We start from the raw sequence: 19,192 nt of genomic DNA, 5'->3' as shown, positions 1-19,192 counted from the left end.
GACAAACGAAGGGGGCTGGCTTTATCTCATATCGGTACAAAAGACTCAGTTGAGAGAGATATTTTAACGCGCTACTCATTGACGAATGAAAGAGATTAAATAGCATTGGTATTGAAATCTTATCGCACTATTTAAACAATAGCACTCGCCCGATAATCAGTTTAAAGACGGTTACAGGGTGGTTAATATGGATGTGTTATACACAACATCCGGAATTGATGATAAAAGTGAGTTGTGGTCGACATATCATTTTCTGGTGAGAGAGGAAGTGTTGCGCCTGAAAAAAAGGCTACCAAATAGCGTAGAATTCGATGATCTCATTCAAGCAGGTGCAATGGGATTTATTGCCGCCGTTGACAGCTTTGACGAGAAGAAAGGCGTTGCCCTCAGCGCCTGGGTGACACAATGTGTGCGTTGGGCGTTAATTGATGAACTGCGCGGGCGTGATTGGGTACCGCGTCGTGTCAGAACGCATTCGCGTCAAATTTCTGCAATTATCAAGATTGTTGAACAGGAGAAAGGCTCGAGCGCGAGTGAACGGGATATTGCCGAGCGAATGGGGGTGCCACTGCGGGGTTTCCATCAGATGCTGGAAGATAAATATAATAGCCAGCTTCACTCGATTGATGAACTGCGAGAGCATTATGCCGATTTATGGGAACAGGCCAACGATGAACATGCTTTGTTAAACCCTTTGCATCATTCAATCCAGCAAGATTTGATTCAGCTTATTACGCAATACTTACGTTTTATGCCGAAGCGAGAAAGAGTCATCTTACAGTTTTATTATCATCATGATCTCACTATGCGCGAAATCGCTCTGTTTCTCAATATTTCAGAAACACGGGTGAGCCAGCTTCACAGTCTGGCATTAAAACGTTTGCGCAGTCGTCTGGATTATGATGAAGCGATCTAAAGGTTTGAAGCAACTCAGGATTCGCTAACGGATGAACTTGATAATTAATAAGAATTAATAATCTTATTATCTTTGTTAATCATGATCTTAAAGAGATTTCCTCAGTCAGTCTTTTCTGCGGTATTGTTACGGGAATTTCTGATGGATATCATTTTTTCATTGCTGGATGCGACTCAATCGTTGATCAGTGGTTTTCGCGTCGCTGGCAAAAACGTTTAACTCACGATCACACGATGATTAGCATCACATGGGAATAGATATTCCTCTCTTATTGAACCCGTGCTCCGCACGATAAACACAAGGTGTTATCAATGTCTGACTTTGATGAGTATCTTCCGCATATCCACGATTTGAATTTATCTTACCTTTTACTGGCGCAACAATTAATTAGACAGGATAAGTTTGCAGCAGGCTTCCGTCTTGGGTTATCGGAAGCGACCATCGATAATCTTAAAGTTCTGACGTTACCCCAATTGATGAAGTTGGCCTCGACCAATCAATTCATTTGCCGCTTACGCATTGATGATGAATTCTTGATTGAGAATCTCACGAAAGAATCACGAATTGAGGCACTACAGAACATTCACACGGGCATTATCTTGTCGACGGATTTACTGAATTCGCTCAATAAAGATCTCGTAACAACAGATTGAGGTGATCAGAATGAGTGAGAAGAATTTGTTGCAGGAAATGCTTGATGATCATATCGCTATGGAGTTGATTTCGCTCGGCGCACGTATGCAGGTTTTAGAATCTGAGACATCTCTAAGCCGCCGACGATTATTACGCTTATATAAAGCGTTACGAGGAGTACCTCCGCCAAAAGGTATGCTGCCTTTCTCAGAAGATTGGTTTGTGTCATGGGAGCAAAATATTCACGCATCGATGTTTTATAACATCTATCTGTATTTAAAATTGACGGAAAAAGGGCCGCCAATTAACGTATTGATGAAATCTTACCGACTCTATCTGGAACAGTGTGCTGCTCAAAGCCATGAAAAACCAATATTAGGGCTAACACGCGCCTGGACCTTATTACGCTTTATTGATTGCGGTATTATTTCCCGCACAACGTGCAGAATCTGCCAGGGAGGATATGTGGTGATCACCGAGAACATCAAAAAACCCTTTACCTGCAGTTTGTGCAGTCCCCCCTCCCGCGCCTGTAAAAAATCTCCTGTCGATCACGTGAATAAACAACACGTCCTGGCAGCCGCCACCTTTCTTCCGGTGACCGTGTGAGGCTGGTAAATCATCCATGATGACCAGAAAGTTATTAGCCCGCATCGCGCTCAGGTGCGGGCTATCAACATTGAAGGAGTCATTGAATGAATTTTATTGTTTATCTTTATGTAATTTAATGTTTTTTCTGGCGGAAGCCAATTGGCTGCGCGGTTTCAAGCCATGGAACGACGGTTTATTGGCAGCGCATGAAGCAGAGCGGCACAGTGCTATCATTTGCGCTACCTGGCAGATGAGATTGCATGGCAGAATAGCCGCTGGTTTAACAGGAGGGTAGGTGATGACCGACGAAATCGACCAGCGTATCTACGAATTAGTGCGCCGCTACGACGGTGTCTATCTGTTTAAACAAAAAACACTCACGCCGCAGATTGATATCGATACCGATCTGAACTTCGAGCGTGAAGAAGCGCAGGCGTTGATGGACGAGTTCTTCAGCGAATTCGCGGTAGATCGTGGCGGTTTTTTAATTGATACCTACTATCCGGACGAACCGTCACTGGCGCAGATCCTGAATCCCTTCAACAAGCGTGAAGTCCCTGTGGTGCCTGATTTTACCCTGAGCATGCTGATTGAATCTGCCAAGGCAGGGCGTTGGCTGTATGAGTAGCGCCAACGCCGCTTAATCATTTCACATGCACAGCAAAACCACTTTTTCCTTTCGCTAACGTATCTTTCAGCGTTAACGCGGGAATTGCATAGTCGCCGCCATTTTGCTGACGAAAGGCAATCGGTGCCGTGTCCGCCAGCGTATCCAGCCGCGTGGCCAGGGTATCGCACCAGCCAGCAAAGCGTTCCTGCGCGGATTTCTGTACACGATAAAACACCAGAGGCGGCAACACGCTGAAGCCGGGATAGAACAGCATGCCGTGCTGAATCGGGAACAACAGTTGATCAATCGGCCCATTGATACCGCGCGGGCTATAATGTGATTCCCAGCCGCCGGTGGTCACCACCAGCATCGCGCGTTTGCCTGTCATATTGCCTTCGCCGTAACGATCCCCCCAGTGCTGTTCATTGTGTTCGCCGACACCGTAAGCAAATCCATTAGCATAAACCCGGTCAAACCAGCCTTTCATGATGGCGGGCATGCTGAACCACCACAGCGGAAACTGGAAAATCACCGTATCGGCCCAGCGCAGTTTCTCCTGCTCTGCGGCAATATCGGCAGCCTGTAGCTGTTGGTCAAAAGCGCAACGGGAATCCAGTGTGGCGTCATAGTGTGCGCCCACCAGTGGCGCCAGTGTATCTGCAGCATCAAGCTGAGCTTTCCACTGCATGGCATAGAGGTCAGATACTTGCACCTGATGGCCTGCTTGCTGGAGGTGATTGACGGCGAAATCTTTCAACGAACCGCTCAGTGAACGCGGCTCTGGATGGGCATACACAATCAGTACATTCATGGCTGAGTCCTGTGAGTTGAAAACAGCTGCAGGTTATGACGCCGCTGGATATAGTAGAAATCAATTGCTCATATCGCAGGTATAGTCACAGTGAATATCAATGCGCTGGATTTGAATCTGCTGCGGACACTGGATGTTCTGCTGCAGGAGTTGAACGTAACGCGCGCGGCGCAGCGGCTGAATTTATCGCAACCCTCGGTGAGTGCACAGCTGGCCAGGTTGCGCACGGTATTCGATGATCCTCTGCTGTTGCCGGGGCCGCGCGGTATGTTGCCCACTGCGCGCGCTGAAGGTCTGCGTGAACCGCTAAGAAAGGCATTGGAGGGATTAACGCGTGCCGTTGCTCCGCCGGAGGCCTTTAATCCGACCCATGCTGAAGACACCTGGCGTATAGCCGCCACCGATTACATGTCCACAGCCCTGGTGCTGCCCGCGCTCAACAACATTCGCGAGGCCGCGCCACAAAGCCGGATGGCGGTCTTCGCGCTTAACCCGCCGCAGATTGCTCTACAACTGGAGAAAGGAGCGCTGGATGTGGTGTTCCATACCGGTGACAACGCGCCAGCGAACCTGCATCAGCGCAAGTTGTTCAGTGAGCGCTACGTGCTGGCGGGTCGGCGAGACCATCCACAGTTACAGCAGGCACCGACGCTGGATCAGTTCTGTCAGCTGGAATTTGTGCTGATCTCGCCTGATGGTGGCGGGTTCAGTGCCGCAACTGATAACGCGCTGGCAAAATTGGGACGCTCGCGTCGTGTCGTTCTGTCGGTTCCGCATTTCCTGTTTATGCTGGAAGCGCTGGCGAACAGTGATTTGGTCGCTGTGCTACCCGAGCGGCTGGTGCGCAGTGCCGTACATCTTCACGTCTTCACTCCACCACTGGAGATTCCCGGCTTTGATATTTTAATGCTGTGGCATCAACGGCTCCATCGTGATCCCGCCCAACAGTGGCTACGCCAGCAAATTGTAGCGTCACTGTAGACTGGCTATCAGCGCAAAAAATTCACTTCTCCCGCGCCCTAAAAATCATCACACTAGCCACCTTTACCGTTATGGAGTGATGGCATGAAAACCCGATTGCTGCTGGCGTTCGCACTGCTCACCAGTTTGAGCGCGCCATTGCTGGCAGATGAAGACGGCGTCTCCTTTAGCCATAAAGACTGGGAACTCGCCTGTGACAATACGTTGACCTGCCGGGCTGCAGGCTACAGCGCTGAAGAGGGCGCAGGGGGCTCAGTACTGCTTACGCGTGAGGGCGGGCCCAATGCACCGACCCACGGCCGTGTGGTGCTGGCTGATACTGGCGATGATGACTCTAAGCAAGTGGATGCACTGGCGCTGTGGATTGATGATCACGCCCAGGGCGAGGTCACCAAAGCGGAGAACGATGAGTGGACGCTAACCGACGCTCAAACGCTGGCGCTGATTAATGCGATCAAAGGCAGTGGCAAAGTGGAGTTTCGCGGGGGCGAAGAGCCGTTCGAGCTTTCCAGTAATGGTGCCTTTGCCACGCTGCTGAAGATGGACTATGCGCAGGGCCGTCTGAGTACGCCGGGCGCACTGGTGCGCAAAGGCAATAAGCCTGAAAACAGTGTTCCCGCAGCAGTGGCGATGCCGGTGATCCAGCAGGTCAACGTCGAAAAAGCCGCACCGCGTCCGTTGAGTGCGGATGAACTGGCGTTGCTCAAGCCGAAGCTGATTGCTTCACTGACCGATGACGACAGCTGCGATAATCTGGACCCTACGGATGATCAACCCGAAGAAGGCGCTGAGCCACTCACATTAACGCCAGTGGATGACGCGCATGTGCTGATTGCCGCGCTATGCTGGCGCGGCGCCTATAACGAAGGCTATGGCTACTGGCTGATGGATCGTGCATTACAGGGTAAACCGCAGCTGATCACCGATTCCGGTTCCGATTACAGCCAGGGTGTGATTTCTGAGGCACAGAAAGGACGCGGTATTGGCGACTGCTGGAGCACAGCGGCCTGGGTATGGGATGGCAAAGATTTCGTCCAGAGTAGTGATGCCACCACCGGCATGTGCCGTGCGATTCGCGCTGGCGGTGCATGGCAATTGCCGACCCTGGTCACGGAGGTGAAGCCTGCCTCTTAATATGTGGGAGATTTTGCGAAAAGCCCGCACGAGACAGCCTGAGGGCCGTATACGACGTGAGTTGGGTTCAGTGAAATTGCAACATTGAAAGCAGATTGAGGAGAGGGCGCGACCTGACGCCCTCTTACGGTGATGTGGCGTTATTTACCGCAACACTGCTTGTACTTCTTACCGCTACCACACGGGCAGGGATCGTTACGGCCGGTTTTCTCGCCCGCGAAGTGTGGCAGCTGAGGTTCTGGATCCGGCTGCGCCATGCGCTGTTCCTGCCAGTATTCATGCAGTTCCAGCGCCGCTGGGCGAATGGCGTCAATGCTGGCTTCAAACTCCTCTGGCGAGAACGCTTCGCGCGTTGCCAACTGCGCTTCGCTACCGTGCAGCTTAATGGCTTCCATCGCCGGTTGCAGGCTCTCTGGCAGCTGATCCCAGTCTTGATCTAACGCCACGCCGCGCAGATAGCCATAACACCAGTCTTCCACTACGGTGAACTCCTGACCTTCCATTTCCTGCATGCCAAACAGCGGATCAAACTGATCCGGGAACTCCGCCAGACGTTCGGCAATGTCGTTGAAGTGCTGGAAAATCAGCGCCATAAAACGATCCATTTCACGCTCGCTGGACCATTTTGGAATGTGCTTCTTGTCACCCCACATCGCCACCAGCCACTCGCTCGGTTCGATATCGTTCGGGCCGGAGAGCAGAGCCGTCAGCATGCCATCCAGCTCGGAGGTATCCACCACCGACTGTTCATTGCCGTATTTCTCCAGCATATCTTCCAGCCAGTTCAGTTCTTTCTCGGTTAACGGGCCTTGGTTCATACGGCATCTCCTGTGTGGTGCGGGTAGGCAAAGTTTTGACGGCGCGATTATAGCGGGAAGCGGCACGGATTTACCGCTTTTTGCATATCGATTGCTGAAGCTTTCCTAAAAATCATTCGCCATAACATATTGCGCAACAGTATTGGCTGGAATGGGACGCCAATGGCAGCGTAAACGCAGAATTTTACTGCGTTAAGGAGCAAATTTTATGGCGGAAACATTGCCGGTGCTGGATTTGGCGCTGCTGGAACTCCCGGATGCTGAACAGTCGCCTTATCTCGCTGAACTGCGCACCACGGCGCGTGATGTCGGTTTTTTCTACCTGATCAATCATGGCATCAATCCACAGTTGCTGCAGAACGTGCAAAGCATCACTCAGGCATTTTTTGCCCTGCCGGATGAGGAGAAGCAACGCGTCTCAATGATCCACTCGCCACATTTCCGCGGCTACAACCGGGCTGGTGTGGAATACACCCGTGAACAGCGCGATCAGCGTGAGCAGTTCGATATTGGCGCGGAACGCGTGGCATTAACGTTGCAAGACGGCGATCCCGCCTGGAAGCGTCTGCAGGGACCAAATCTATGGCCAGAGGCGCTGCCGCAGCTAAGGCCGGTGATCCACGCCTGGCAGCAGGCAATGACGGATGTCGCACTGCGCCTGTTGCGCGCGTTCGCCAAATCACTGTCGTTGCCGGCGGATGCGTTTGATGCGCTGTACGGTTCGCATCCCAATGAACATGTGAAGCTGATTCGCTACCCCGGGCAGGCGAGCAATGCCAGCCAACAGGGCGTAGGTGCGCATAAAGATTCTGGCTTCCTGACATTTCTGCTGCAGGATGAACAGCGCGGATTACAGGTGGAAGTGACGCCAGAAAACTGGGTGGATGCGTTGCCAAAATCGGGTGCATTTGTGGTGAACATCGGTGAACTGCTAGAGATTGCAACCAATGGCTATCTGCGCGCAACGGTACATCGCGTGCTGTCACCACCTGCACAGAAGGAGCGAGTTTCCATCGCCTTTTTCCTGGGGGCGCAGTTGGATGCCGAAGTGCCGATTTATCAATTACCCGCGCCGCTCGCGGCTGAAGCGCGTGGGCCGACCAGCGACCCCAATAATCCGCTGCTGCGTGAAGTGGGCTGGAACTATCTCAAAGGGCGTTTGCGATCGCATCGCGACGTGGCAGCGCGTTACTACACCGACGCCCAGAACACGGTTCAAACATCATAAAAGTAAGGAAAACATATGACAAAAAAGGTGATAGCCACGCTGGCACTGTTCTCGATGTTCAGCACCTCTGCTTCGGCAGCGGCTTTGCGTGTGGCGGCCGATCCGGTGCCACACAGTGAAATCCTCAACCACATCAAACAAACCGATAAAAAGCTCGACCTGAAAGTGATTGAGCTCAACGGCAATCTCAACGCCAATGAACTGTTAGCGCGCGGCGATGTTGATGCGAATTATTTCCAGCATGTGCCTTATTTGCGCGATCAAGAAAAAGCCCTGGGGGAGAAATTTTCCGTGGTGGCGACGGTGCATATTGAGCCGTTAGGCATTTACTCGCATAAAGTGAAATCCCTAAAAGATCTGACTGATGGCGCGCAGGTCGCGGTGCCCAATAATGTCACTAATTTAAGCCGTGCGCTGTATCTGTTGCAGGACAGCGGTTTGATCAAACTCAAGGGCAGTCCATCCCATTCGCTGGTCACGACAGCGGATATCAGTGACAACCCACACCATCTGAAAATCATTGAAATCGAAGCGCCACAACTGCCGCGTGCACTGGATGATGCACAGCTGGCAATCATCAACGGTAACTACGCGTTGCAGGCAGGGCTAGTGCCATCGAAAGATGCGCTAGCCCTGGAGCAAGCGAAAGATAATCCGTATGCCAATGTACTGGTGACCACGCCAAAACTGGCACATGACCCGCGGATTCTTGAATTAGCCAAAGATCTGGAGTCAAAGCAAACTGCCGAATATATCAACCAGCACTATCAAGGATCGGTGATTCCGGTGAATCAATAATTCCCAGCCGCCACCTGTTTCTGGCAGGTGGCGATTACCCCCATCTGTGTTATATTTCGCCACAAACACCCATCGCACGTTTTGCTAAAAATAAAAAATATTATATAAATCAATTGTTATGAAAACTTTTACCAGGATTCCTGAATGATGCGGCGCATCATTCCGCTTTTGCTGCTGTTGTGCTGCAGTCTATTGCTGAGCGCCTGTGGCACGCTGTCACAAACCTCTGCGCCAGTCGGCGATAAAGTCTATCTCTCCCATGCGACCTTTAATGAAAACGTCGATGACATCGTGCGGCATTACATGCAGCAAAAGCAGGTGTCGGGCATCAGTATTGCGATTATCCATCAGCGCCAGCCTGCGCAGTTTTATAGTTTTGGCGTGACTGATGCGGTACACCGTTATCCGATCACACCCGATACGTTGTTTGCGCTTGGATCGCTCAGTAAAGGCATAACGGCGGAGGTGATCATTGAGCTGGTGGATCGCGGCGAGCTGCACTGGAACGATACGCTTGCTACGTTGCTGCCGCCGGAAGTGCCGCTCAGTGAAGATGCAAAACGCATCACGCTGCTGCAACTGGTCACGCACACCTCTGGCCTGCCGCGTCAGGATATGGATTTGCCGATGTTTATGAAATTTATGGCGTATCTGCGCAGTGGTGAGAATTTTTACGGCAACCTCGATAGCGATGCCGTGCTGAGCTATCTGGCTGATTTTGACGCACCAGCAAAACCCGTGGCGCAGTATTCCAATCTGGGATATGCGCTGCTCGGCTATATTCTGAAGCATCGCCTGCATCAGGGCATCGAAAGCCTGGCGCAACGCAATCTTTTCCAGCCCCTGGGCATGACCAGCAGCAGCTTCACACCGCAAAGCCTGCGCGGCTATCCGATCCGTGCGCTGGGCCATGCGGGCGATCAGCCAAAGCTGATTCCGCGTGGTGAGTTGACGCCGGATTGGGCATTCAGCAATAACATGGTGGCCGCCGCCAGTTTGTATAGCAACGCACGTGATTTAATCCGCTATCTGGATGCGCATTTACACAATGACGCCAGCGCCCCCATCAATGCCGCTTTTGCTCAGGTTAATCAAGGCTATGAACAGCATGGCAACCAGTCTCAAAATATTGCCTGGGTCACGGACACCTACGGTCAGCAGAAAATCACCTATCAGGTGGGCTATATTGGCGGCTACTCCAGCTTTATCGGTTTTGATAAACAAAATGGCAATGCGATTGTGGTGCTGCAAAATGCCTTTAACTGGAGCAACTATCTGGGCATTGCTCTGTTGATGGATCTGGCGCAGAAGAACCAGGCAGAGTAACGAACATGGTTGCTTGCAATTTTACTGCGCCAAAAATCGCTTTTGCTGAGGTATGCTGTGCAGCGAAATTTGACGCGCAAAGCGCGCCGGGGGAACCTTCTGCGTGCTGCACTTGTCAGTAAATTGGACAGTTAATAATTAACCAGAGTGGAAATCACCAATGCGCAGGACACACGTCACCCTTCTTTCTGCAGGAATTTTTCTGGGCGCTTTGAGCCTGACTCCAGCCGCACTGGCTGAAGGCGAGCAAACGGATAACGTACCACCGCCACCTCAGGTGCAGCAGACCGCACCCGACGCACAAACTCAGGCTCCGGCAGTGGATGCCCCGGCCAGCAACGAACCAGCGGAATCCAGCGGCGATGTGGCACCGATTCGCCCATCGCAGAACGGGATGCAAGATGCCCCTGCCGGGCAAAATAATTACGATCTGAATACCATCATTATCGACTACAAAGAGTACAAAGTCGGTGATGTAGTACCCGATGAGTATCGTAAAAAGCAGTACACCATTGTGGAGTGGCAGCCACGCCACCTGCCAGCACCGCAGCCTGGTACACACTGGGCTTATATCAATGCCAACTACATCCTGATCACCGACGACAGCGGCAAGATTGTGATGGGTAAATCTGGCGACATCTTCTTTAAGGGTTAATCTCTCCCTTTGTGTGGCGGCCGTCAGGCTGCCACGCTTCCTGCAAATCCCTCCTCCTTCAGATTCATCCTCTCGGGTGCTTTTTAATGCGCCGGAAAAGTGGCACGCTGCTCATTACGCTTTCACTGACAAAGGAACGGAACCATGACGCAACACACCAACGCCTACGGACAACCAGTCGGTGCACCATTGCCAGATTGGCAACCGCGCAGCTGGCCCTCTTATGAGACTTTCAACGGCCAGTACTGCCGTCTGGAACCTTTAAGTGCGGAACGCCACGGTCGCGATCTCTACGCCGCCTATGCGCTGGCCATTGATGGCGGTGACTGGACTTATATGTTTGCTGAGCCCTTTACCAGTGAGGCGGAGTATCTGGCTTATGCGCGCAAGATTGAGCAGGGTAAGGATCCGATGCATTTTGCGGTGATTGACCTGCGCAGTCAGCGTGCGGTGGGCACATTGGCATTGATGCGCATCGACACCGCGCACGGTGTGGTGGAAGTGGGGCATGTGGCATTTTCACCGCTGCTCAAGCAAACCTCTATGGCAACAGAAGCGCACTATCTGCTGATGCGTTATGCCATTGAACAGTTGGGCTATCGTCGATACGAATGGAAATGCGACAGCTGTAATTTACCTTCACGCAAAGCGGCATTGCGGCTGGGATTCCAGTTTGAAGGCCTATTTCGCCAGGCGATTGTTTATAAAGGGCGCAGTCGTGATACCTGCTGGTTCTCGATTATTGATGGCGAATGGCCGCCGCTTAAGCAGGCATTCGAACGCTGGCTGGCAGCGGAGAATTTCAATGCAGAAGGGACGCAGCGCATGAAACTGGAAGCGCTGCGTTAAGGCTGTGAAGGGCCGGGCTGCCCGCCTGGCTCAGCTGTTTAAGAGATATTTTGTCGTCATGGCAATTAATGCGGTGGCGATAGTGAGCAGAACGCGTCTGATCCAGATGTTGTCTTGTTTTAACTCGGTAAAACCAATCTGCATCCGTTGGTCTAACGCGTTGATTTTAATGTCTTGCTGATTGAACCGTTCGTCAATTTTTTCAAATTTCTCATCGATTCTTTCAAATTTCTCATCGATTTTTTCAAATTTCTCATCGATTTTTGCGAATTTCTCATCAATCTTCTCAAACTTTTCATCGATTCTTGCGAACCGCTCATCGATTTTATCGAACCTTTTATCAACTTTATCAAACCGCTCATCGATACTTTTTTCGAGCGCTTCAAAACGCTGATTCACCGCGTGAAATTGTAATGTAACCTCGTTTTGAAATTGGTCTAAGCGGCCTTCGAGAGCATCGAGTCGGTTATTTGTCGCGCTTTGCGCCCGGATCAAGCTTTCTGTCGCCTGTGACAAGTCAAATTTGGTTAAGGCATTTTCCTGCTGCATATCAGCAAAAATCTCCACCATTACCTCAGCCTGTCTATCGGCGACGCCTGCATCCTGTAACGCTTTATAGGCTTTATGCGTGTTAATCATGGTCAGTATCATCCTTTCATTCCTCTGGTGTCCTTCCGTGAAAATGAAAGCCTATCCAGTAGGTGATAGTTTCACAATGTAATGAAATGGATTTTGCGCGGTATCTCGAAAAAAATCAATGCTTACAATAAGTAACGAAAACAACTAATAAAAAAGGCCTGCGCGTTGGCAGGCCTGCATGGGTGGGGGAATGGCTTAATTTTACGGATGTGGAATAATTTTTATCTCCACCATACCAATGCCCAATTTGCGCGGATCCTGCCCGGTAATATTGCCGACGTTAGAGAGTTGCGGCTCAGGTGGCGCAATAATCAGGTTGTGACTGCCGTTGGGGTTGCTGAAATGCAGTGTGGTGGTCGAGAAATCATCGCCCAGATTCAGCATCTGCTCTTCATCACCGACGCGAACTGGAATCAGTCGATGCGCATTGGGTCCAAAAGCGCGTGCGGTGATCTGCACATCAAAGCGAGACGGTAAAGGTTCGACATATTCGATATTCACTTCAGGTGCCAGATTCGCATTTGACCAACGTCCCCAGCTTTCGGGGCGAGATATTCCTGTGAAACGCTTCACGCTGTCGGGAGCGCCTGGCACAGTCAGCAGGAAGCTGTCGGCGTTATAGCGAATCGCATTATCTTCCACGCGAATCTGCTGCTCGTTGAGTTGATAAGTCGCGGCACTCACCTCGGCTTTCGGGAATTGCGCTTTGCCCTTCCACTGCGGTTTATCGATGCGCGTTACCGTCGGTTTTGCCCCCATTTGACCCATGGCGACACAGAGATCGCTAGAGAGTGCCAAATCGGGCTGCCATAAACGGCCCATCTTGAAGCAGCGATCGACCCAGACAAATTTATCAGAAGCGGTAAAGTCTGCGAGCTGGTAGCGCAGCGGTGCCGAATATTCGCCTTCTGGCAGTGGCTCGACGCGATCTTGCCCAATGCGAAATAGAATAGGCAATTTAAAGGTAGAGCCGGAGAAGCTGAAGGTGTTTTTTTGCTGGTCGACAGTAAACGCATCGAGCTTGCTGGGGAAATTCCACAGCTGGATGATATCGGCTTTCCATGCGGTCACTTTTTGCGCCATGTCTTCAAACTGCGCCGATAAAGACGTCGAAGAGAGGCCGCTGCGGCCGAGTCCAATCGCCTTATCACCACCCAGAATATCCAGCACCGTCGCACCGTTGTCCAGGGTACTGCGTTTGCCATCCAGCACTTCCGCTTGTGGCTGGTCACCACGAATCACCATAAACAGATCGCGGCGCGGCTGCTTGATCAGGTACTGATGCGCGGTGTTATTCATGGCCAGATGATCCGAACTGACGACGATGATGGTGTTTTTAAACCAGGGTGACGCTTTGATGCGCGCAATCAAACGCGCGACATGCTCTTGTGAGCAGGCCACCGCACTGAAGGATTGGTTCGGTTTACCATCGTAGCTGTAGCTTTTGCGCTGACAGCTGCGCGAGATAAATCCGTCAGGGTGATGGGTGTCCACCGTCAGGGTGAACAAGGCAAAACGTTTTTGCTGACGTGAAAGCGCTTCGTATTTCTCAAACACTTCATCCATCACCGTATCATCGTAAAAACCCCAGTTGTTGCGGTAACTGGGATCGGCGACGCGGCTGATGAGCTCTTGCGAGCCGTACATATGTGCGGGCGAAAAGCCGTGTGACAGCAGGAAGGTATCTTTGCCAGCAAAACGTAAGTCTGCGCCCTGGATAAACCAGTTTTCATAACCGGAATTCTTCAGGATATCGCCGAGGCAAATATTCTGCGGGTAAAAGCTGGAAAGCGAGGCCGAAGCGTTACCATCAAAAGGGGCAAACAGTGGGATACCGCATTGAGAAGCGACCATGCCAGCAATGGTGTAATCGGTGCTTGGTAACTGCTCGGTTTCACTGAAATCGATGCTCTGGTCTTTTTCGCGACTCAGTTCCGGCGCGAGTCCGGGGAAAGCATCTTGATCAAAATAGGTGCGTTCAAGGCTCTCACCGTAGATGTACACCAGGTTGAGTTTGGGATCGGGAATGGTTTTATTGGGCGTCTTATAATAGTTATCGAAATCAGAGTCGGCCAGACGTGAATGTGAGGCAATAAGATCCTTCACCTGACGAAAAGCAGGTGTGGTTTGCACCGAACCTGCAGCGCAGGCGATAGCCAGTAAACTCCAGCCTAAATGATGCGGCCGTTTACGGCGGCGTAGCAGCCAGGAAAGCAGGCAAAACAGCAAAAACAGGCCAATGATTAATCCAATAGCGGGCACCACATATTTACTGACGCCGGCACCTGTCAGGCTGTTGGTCAGGGTATACAGCACCGCATCGGTGATGCCATCGCCGGTAAAATAGTTGCTGGCGAACAGCGTGGCATTGAGCACGATAAACAGCGTGAGCAGCACTAAGATCAGGATAAACCAGAATTTATTTCGCCCGGCTTTACAGGAGTAAACGGCGATTGCCGCTAAAAAGAGTACAACCGAAACCAACTCGGACAAGGTTTGATCCTCACATAAAATAGTGACGCCATCCCTGCGCCCTCGGCCCTCTTTGGGGGTTATGCGTCAATTTATATGGGCTGTCACAGTGCTGCAACATAACCACACAGAATTGTGCGGTGGGCTCCGATCCGTTTAAGGCAGGTTTAGATTGACTATGGTTTGACCTGGCAGCAACGCACGCGCCGCTGCCAGCGAGGGGCGAGGAGGGATCAGAGCTTGCCAGTCAGATACTGCGCTTCGCCGTCGGCAAAGCTCCAGTCGCCTTTGCTGTTAGTGATAAAACTGATCATCAGATCGTTGCCCTGCACGCCACAATTTTCCTGCAACTCGCGCGCTAACTCTGCCATGAATAGCGTTTTCTGTTCTTCACTTCTTGGGCTGGTGTACACGCGCACCATCACCAGGTTATCGGTCCGCTCGAAACCCAGCCCGGTATCCTGAAACTCCATTTGATAGCGTTTATTCTCATGAACAATCTGATAGCGATCCCGCGCGGGGACTTTGAACGCGCTTAATACCGCGCGGTGCGCGGCGTCCAGCAAGGTACGAATTTCTGATTCAGAACGGCCCTGAATCACATCAAAAGTCAGTAACGGCATAAATAAACCCTCGTTTTTGCTCACAAGATAAGAGTAGGATGTGGCTTTATGCTGCCGCTTGCTGCAGGAAAGAAAAAGCGCGCTGGTTGAAATGATTATTTATTATTTTGAACAATCCATATGAAAGAAATCAAAACTGATGCACTCTGGGTGCATTTGCACTGGCTAACGGTGCTGGCTGAACTGGGCAGTTTTACTCGTGCAGCTGAACGATTAGATGTCAGCAAAGCGGCCATGAGCCAAAAGATTAAAGAGCTGGAAGAGATGGCGGGGGTGTCACTGGTGCAGCGCACCACGCGCAGCGTGCGTCTGACCTCGGCGGGCGAGAAGCTGGTGGATGAGTTGCGCGATCCTTTCGCACGCATCGCCCAAAGTTTTTTCAGCGTGCGCGATGAGGCCGGGCCAGTCCGCGGCCTGGTGCGTGTCAGCGCGCCGGTGGCGTTTGCACGTCAGCAGCTGGTGCCAATTATCGGTGATTTTTTGCGAGAGTATCCGCAGGTGCGGCTGCAGCTGGATGTTACCGATCGCTTAGTGTCGTTAGGCAGTGAAGGATTTGATCTCGCCATTCGCCATAGCCAGACATTGCCCGAAACCCATGTGGCGTTGCCGCTGTGTGAGACGCGCGCGCTGTTAGTGGCCTCGCCGGCTTATCTGGCGCAAAACGGTGTGCCTCAGGTGCCAGAATCGTTGCAGCAACATAACTGCCTCTACTATCCGCGTGGTCTGGAATCGCCACAATGGCGTTTCCGCCCGGTGAGTGGCGGCAGTGAATCCGTGCAGGTAAAAATTCAGGGTAATTTTGCTACCAATAACAGCGAATCAATCCGCGATGCCGCGCTGCAAGGATTGGGCATTGCCATGCTGCCCGATTTCAGCGCCGCGGCGGCGCTGAAATCGGGCACGTTGCAACAGGTTCTGCCGCAGTGGCAAACCGTGGATGCTTTTGCCGATAGGCTGTGGGTGGTGCGCCCGTATGCAGCACAAGTGCCACGGGCGGTGACCACCTTTATCCACTGGCTACGCGCGCGCTTTGTTGATGGGTGAAGCCAACGCTATCGCCGCATGCGGCTGCATCATCTCACCCAGCAGGCTGCTGCGGTTGTAATTGCCTAAACGCAGGTTGAAGTCGAGGTGCATCTGTTCGTTACCGCTGAGTTTAATCACCGGTGGTGGCGTCATAGGACGCTGGTTGAACAGGATAGCATGTGCAAACGCCTCGCTTTTCCAGCCGCTCAAACGCTGATAATAGTAAGCGTTGGCTTCACACTTGCGCAGATAGAGATTCACCCGACGATATTCCCGCATCGCCGCCTGTTGTGCCAGTGAACCCAACTGCTGCTGCGGTTGGTCAATTTTCTGGGTCAGGAGTGCATAGTCATCGCGCTTGTTGAGCTCGTTGAAATAATTCTGCTCACCCAGATGTTTGATGGGGGCGTACTGCTTCTGCCATTCACGAATAAACGGGTTATTCGGTGCCGCCGCCAGGAACCAGTTTTCAATCACTGGCGCCAGATAATTGACGGTGGAATTTTCACGATAATAACCAATCACATCCATGCAGCGCTCTTGATGGGCACGATGCACCCATGAGAGATCTTCAAATAACAGCGTGCTGCAATCAATGGCAATACCGCCGTAGCGCAACAGCAGTTCCAGACGAATGACTTCGCTTTTTTGCTGTTCGCTTAATAATGTTGAGGTGAAAATAAAATCAGGTAAAACTTCTTTTACCGTTAATCGATTGAGCAAATAGATATCGTGATCAGGATTATCTTTGCGCAGCTTTTGAATATTTAACATCATAGATTTCGGTAAATATTCACTATCCCAATACATCCACACTTTTTTCGGTATTTCTGGCAGCGACTTTTCGCCAGAAAACAACACGATATTGTCCTCTTCGCCAGGATCGTACTCCGGCGCGCAGAGCGCAGTATGCTGTTTTTTCTGCAGTAATGTCTGGCTGGTAAAAGCGATTCTTTTCCAGTTCTGCCAGAGCGCGAGCGCTGGCTGGAGACGTTTTTTATTCATGGTGCACCTGATTATTGTGATTATGGTGGCAAGGATTCCCTGATGCTGGCAGCTTATGCGCTCTTATGTTTCCTCACGGCTGTGTGTAAAAAGTACTCACATCAGCTTAATAAAGCATTCTGGTCTTAGAGGCTATTACTTTTTTTTGCTTTCAGATAAACCGGAAAATGAAGGATCCGTTAAGCGTAAAATTTCCCAAAAATAATTGACTGGCCGACTGATTTTATAATTAATCGTCGTTAGGACTATTCCTAATAAAATAACTTAGCCTTGGCGCTGGCTGCGGGTTAGATAAAAAATCCCCGCATTCAAATGGTTTAAATCGGCTACATTTTTCGCTGGCCTGACAGGGATTTGCCCCTTCCTGATGCAGGTTAACTACGCTTAGACGAGGTGGTTAACACAAAGGAGGCACTATGCAGCCACACAACCGTGGATTACTGGCGGTCGATAAGCAGGGGAATCGAGTTCTGTTTCTCGATCCCGACACCTTTGCCGTGCAACAGGAGCTGAATGCGTTTCCGCCGCGTCCGCATGAGTTACTGATGTTACCTGAGCAAGAGAAAGCCTATGTGCCGATCTATGGTGACGGCATTCATGGCGACAATCCCCATCCTGGTCACAAAGTGGCGGTGATCGATCTACGCAAACGCCAGATCAGCGGTTTTATCGATTTATCTCCGTTGCAGTCGCCCCACAGTGGCCAATTGGGCCGTGATGGCAAAGTCTACCTCTGCTGTGAAAACAGTGCGGCTGTGGCAGTCATCGATCCCGTTACCGATAGGGTGGAGAAAATCATTAAGCTGCCGTCGCACAATGCGCATCGTCTGACGCTTTCACCCAGCGGGCGTAAATTGTTCACAGAGAACGAAGAAGACGCCAGCATCACGGTGGTGGATCTGTGCGAGGCAGAAGGGCGCATCATTGACAATATTCTGCTGCCGGGGCCGATCTCCGGTATCGCGGCCTCGCCGAAGCATCCTTATCTGGTCGCTAGCGCGGCCGACGCACCGTTACTGTATGTGGTCGATCGCCAAAGTCATCGTATTCGCCAGCGCATTAAACTCACGGCCCATCAACAGCCCTGCCAGGTCGTGCGCTTTAGCGCCAACGGCGAGCGTTTGGTGGCGATTGGCGATCAGGAGCCGCTCATCACACTGTTTGATGATTTACTCAATCCGTTGGGAGATGTTCCGGTCGGCAACAAACCGATGGATGGCTGTTTCAGTGCGGATAATCGAACGCTGCTGATTGCCAATGAAGGCGATGGATCATTGAGCGTGATTGATTTGCTGCAAATGAAGGTGATAGCGACCCCGAACGCCGGAAAAGGCTGTGAGGTGCTGAGTTACTTCCAGTTGAACTGACGGCGGGGTATCTCCTTGTGGCAGCGATCGTCAGGCACCTGCTCGCAATGTTTGATTGGGCGTATCAGGGTTAAATAAACGGGCGATGGTAAATCGCGCTGCTCCAGTGGCGGCTGCTGGCATGTTTTTCCGCCTGCCAGCCGCGTTTACGCAGTTCCCGGGCGATCATTTTGTTCATGATGCCGTGCCCCACCAGCAACACCGTTCCCTGTTTTGATAACGTGACCAACTTATCTGCCGCCTGACGCGCCCGTGCTCGGGCATGGGTCAACGATTCCACATGCCCGGCGTAACCGCATAACCATAACAGGCGCAAAAGGGCGAGCCAAACGGTCAGCGGCAGGTGCAGGCGTTCGAACGGCAGCAGCGGCATGGCCACTTCACTGAAGACCTCATCCACCTCATGCGGTTGCAGGCCGAGACGCGTGAGTGAGGAACGCGCGCGGGGTAGCGGGCTGGAGGCGATCACGCGGGCCATTCGCGCGATGGCCATACTGCGCGGCGGCGGTGAGTCGCAAATGTCCGCCTGGTCATAGCCCTCACACCAGTCGGCCAGCGCTCGCGCAGTAAAGCGCCCGCTGACCGGATGGTCAGGTTTACCGTGTCGCATGAGGATGATGGTCATAGGCGCCCTGTGTGATTTTTACCCAGTGTAATGCAGGTGATAGCTGAACTGCACTGGCGAAAGGGTTTTAAGATTAATTCGCAAT

At 51.7% G+C, this 19,192-nt stretch carries 20 protein-coding genes; 13 read left to right on the top strand and 7 right to left on the bottom strand.

Translation table 11 applies throughout. The features are described 5' to 3' along the window. Nucleotides 1-187: 187 nt before the first annotated feature. The 4 genes from fliA to LH22_RS18920 all read left to right on the top strand — a co-directional run bounded on the left by fliA (nt 188) and on the right by LH22_RS18920 (nt 2,768). Entirely contained in the window at nt 188-916 is a 729-nt protein-coding gene (gene fliA / locus LH22_RS18935) for an RNA polymerase sigma factor FliA (protein WP_038649315.1), read from the top strand. Between the two features lie 311 nt (nt 917-1,227). Further along, nucleotides 1,228-1,569, top strand: a complete 342-nt coding sequence (flhD, locus tag LH22_RS18930) for a flagellar transcriptional regulator FlhD (RefSeq protein ID WP_038649313.1) — start codon at nt 1,228-1,230, stop codon at nt 1,567-1,569. Between the two features lie 10 nt (nt 1,570-1,579). Beyond that, the gene (gene flhC / locus LH22_RS18925) at nt 1,580-2,158 is read left to right on the top strand and encodes a flagellar transcriptional regulator FlhC (protein WP_038649310.1); all 579 of its coding nucleotides are present in this window, start codon (nt 1,580-1,582) and stop codon (nt 2,156-2,158) included. 280 nt (nt 2,159-2,438) lie between these two features. Further along, the gene (locus LH22_RS18920; RefSeq protein WP_081946746.1) at nt 2,439-2,768 is read left to right on the top strand and encodes a DUF1493 family protein; all 330 of its coding nucleotides are present in this window, start codon (nt 2,439-2,441) and stop codon (nt 2,766-2,768) included. A 16-nt stretch (nt 2,769-2,784) separates the two neighbouring features. On the opposite strand, the gene LH22_RS18915 is transcribed toward LH22_RS18920, so the two are convergent. Continuing rightward, nucleotides 2,785-3,561 carry an NAD(P)H-dependent oxidoreductase gene (locus tag LH22_RS18915; RefSeq protein WP_038649304.1) on the bottom strand — a complete coding sequence of 259 codons (777 nt, stop codon included), beginning with the start codon at nt 3,559-3,561 and terminating at the stop codon, nt 2,785-2,787. A gap of 90 nt (nt 3,562-3,651) precedes the next feature. On the opposite strand from LH22_RS18915, the gene LH22_RS18910 reads away from it, so the two are divergent. Then, entirely contained in the window at nt 3,652-4,542 is an 891-nt protein-coding gene (locus LH22_RS18910) for a LysR family transcriptional regulator (protein WP_038649302.1), read from the top strand. A gap of 84 nt (nt 4,543-4,626) precedes the next feature. Next, nucleotides 4,627-5,676: a DUF1176 domain-containing protein gene (locus LH22_RS18905; protein ID WP_038649299.1), complete on the top strand. Its 1,050-nt coding sequence runs from the start codon at nt 4,627-4,629 to the stop codon at nt 5,674-5,676. A gap of 140 nt (nt 5,677-5,816) precedes the next feature. On the opposite strand, the gene LH22_RS18900 is transcribed toward LH22_RS18905, so the two are convergent. Beyond that, the gene (locus LH22_RS18900; RefSeq protein ID WP_038649296.1) at nt 5,817-6,494 is read right to left on the bottom strand and encodes a YecA family protein; all 678 of its coding nucleotides are present in this window, start codon (nt 6,492-6,494) and stop codon (nt 5,817-5,819) included. Nucleotides 6,495-6,702: 208 nt separating this feature from the next. Between LH22_RS18900 and LH22_RS18895 the strand changes: the two genes are divergently transcribed. From LH22_RS18895 to LH22_RS18875, 5 genes are all read left to right on the top strand, one after another. Next, entirely contained in the window at nt 6,703-7,722 is a 1,020-nt protein-coding gene (locus LH22_RS18895) for an isopenicillin N synthase family dioxygenase (RefSeq protein ID WP_038649293.1), read from the top strand. Nucleotides 7,723-7,737: 15 nt separating this feature from the next. Next, a complete protein-coding gene (locus LH22_RS18890) occupies nt 7,738-8,520 on the top strand; it encodes a MetQ/NlpA family ABC transporter substrate-binding protein (RefSeq protein WP_052059456.1) in 783 nt (260 codons plus the stop codon). Between the two features lie 144 nt (nt 8,521-8,664). Continuing rightward, nucleotides 8,665-9,846, top strand: a complete 1,182-nt coding sequence (locus LH22_RS18885) for a serine hydrolase domain-containing protein (RefSeq protein WP_052059453.1) — start codon at nt 8,665-8,667, stop codon at nt 9,844-9,846. A 160-nt stretch (nt 9,847-10,006) separates the two neighbouring features. Beyond that, nucleotides 10,007-10,501, top strand: coding sequence for an RcnB family protein (locus LH22_RS18880; RefSeq protein ID WP_034826295.1), 495 nt, complete (start codon nt 10,007-10,009; stop codon nt 10,499-10,501). Between the two features lie 144 nt (nt 10,502-10,645). Beyond that, the gene (locus tag LH22_RS18875; protein WP_038649290.1) at nt 10,646-11,350 is read left to right on the top strand and encodes a GNAT family N-acetyltransferase; all 705 of its coding nucleotides are present in this window, start codon (nt 10,646-10,648) and stop codon (nt 11,348-11,350) included. A gap of 30 nt (nt 11,351-11,380) precedes the next feature. On the opposite strand, the gene LH22_RS18870 is transcribed toward LH22_RS18875, so the two are convergent. The 3 genes from LH22_RS18870 to LH22_RS18860 all read right to left on the bottom strand — a co-directional run bounded on the left by LH22_RS18870 (nt 11,381) and on the right by LH22_RS18860 (nt 15,084). Further along, nucleotides 11,381-11,989: a hypothetical protein gene (locus tag LH22_RS18870; protein WP_156102807.1), complete on the bottom strand. Its 609-nt coding sequence runs from the start codon at nt 11,987-11,989 to the stop codon at nt 11,381-11,383. A gap of 201 nt (nt 11,990-12,190) precedes the next feature. After that, entirely contained in the window at nt 12,191-14,482 is a 2,292-nt protein-coding gene (gene opgB, locus LH22_RS18865; protein WP_038649284.1) for a phosphatidylglycerol--membrane-oligosaccharide glycerophosphotransferase, read from the bottom strand. 212 nt (nt 14,483-14,694) lie between these two features. Beyond that, nucleotides 14,695-15,084, bottom strand: coding sequence for a tautomerase family protein (locus tag LH22_RS18860; protein WP_038649282.1), 390 nt, complete (start codon nt 15,082-15,084; stop codon nt 14,695-14,697). Between the two features lie 120 nt (nt 15,085-15,204). On the opposite strand from LH22_RS18860, the gene LH22_RS18855 reads away from it, so the two are divergent. Then, on the top strand, nt 15,205-16,128 hold the full coding sequence (locus tag LH22_RS18855) for a LysR family transcriptional regulator (RefSeq protein ID WP_038649279.1): 924 nt from the start codon (nt 15,205-15,207) through the stop codon (nt 16,126-16,128). Here the strand turns inward: LH22_RS18855 and LH22_RS18850 are convergent. Beyond that, the gene (locus LH22_RS18850; RefSeq protein ID WP_038649276.1) at nt 16,102-17,115 is read right to left on the bottom strand and encodes a glycosyltransferase family 32 protein; all 1,014 of its coding nucleotides are present in this window, start codon (nt 17,113-17,115) and stop codon (nt 16,102-16,104) included. The genes LH22_RS18855 and LH22_RS18850 overlap by 27 nt on opposite strands. Nucleotides 17,116-17,531: 416 nt before the next feature. On the opposite strand from LH22_RS18850, the gene LH22_RS18845 reads away from it, so the two are divergent. Continuing rightward, nucleotides 17,532-18,482, top strand: coding sequence for a YncE family protein (locus LH22_RS18845; protein ID WP_038649273.1), 951 nt, complete (start codon nt 17,532-17,534; stop codon nt 18,480-18,482). Nucleotides 18,483-18,552: 70 nt separating this feature from the next. Here the strand turns inward: LH22_RS18845 and LH22_RS18840 are convergent, their stop codons facing one another. Beyond that, nucleotides 18,553-19,107, bottom strand: coding sequence for a histidine phosphatase family protein (locus tag LH22_RS18840; protein WP_038649268.1), 555 nt, complete (start codon nt 19,105-19,107; stop codon nt 18,553-18,555). Nucleotides 19,108-19,192 lie beyond the last annotated feature (85 nt).

The sequence above is a fragment of the Pantoea rwandensis genome, from assembly GCF_000759475.1.
Lineage (GTDB): Bacteria > Pseudomonadota > Gammaproteobacteria > Enterobacterales > Enterobacteriaceae > Pantoea > Pantoea rwandensis_B.
Note: the sequence above shows the minus strand (reverse complement) of the source record. Positions and strands in the feature narration are given on the sequence as shown.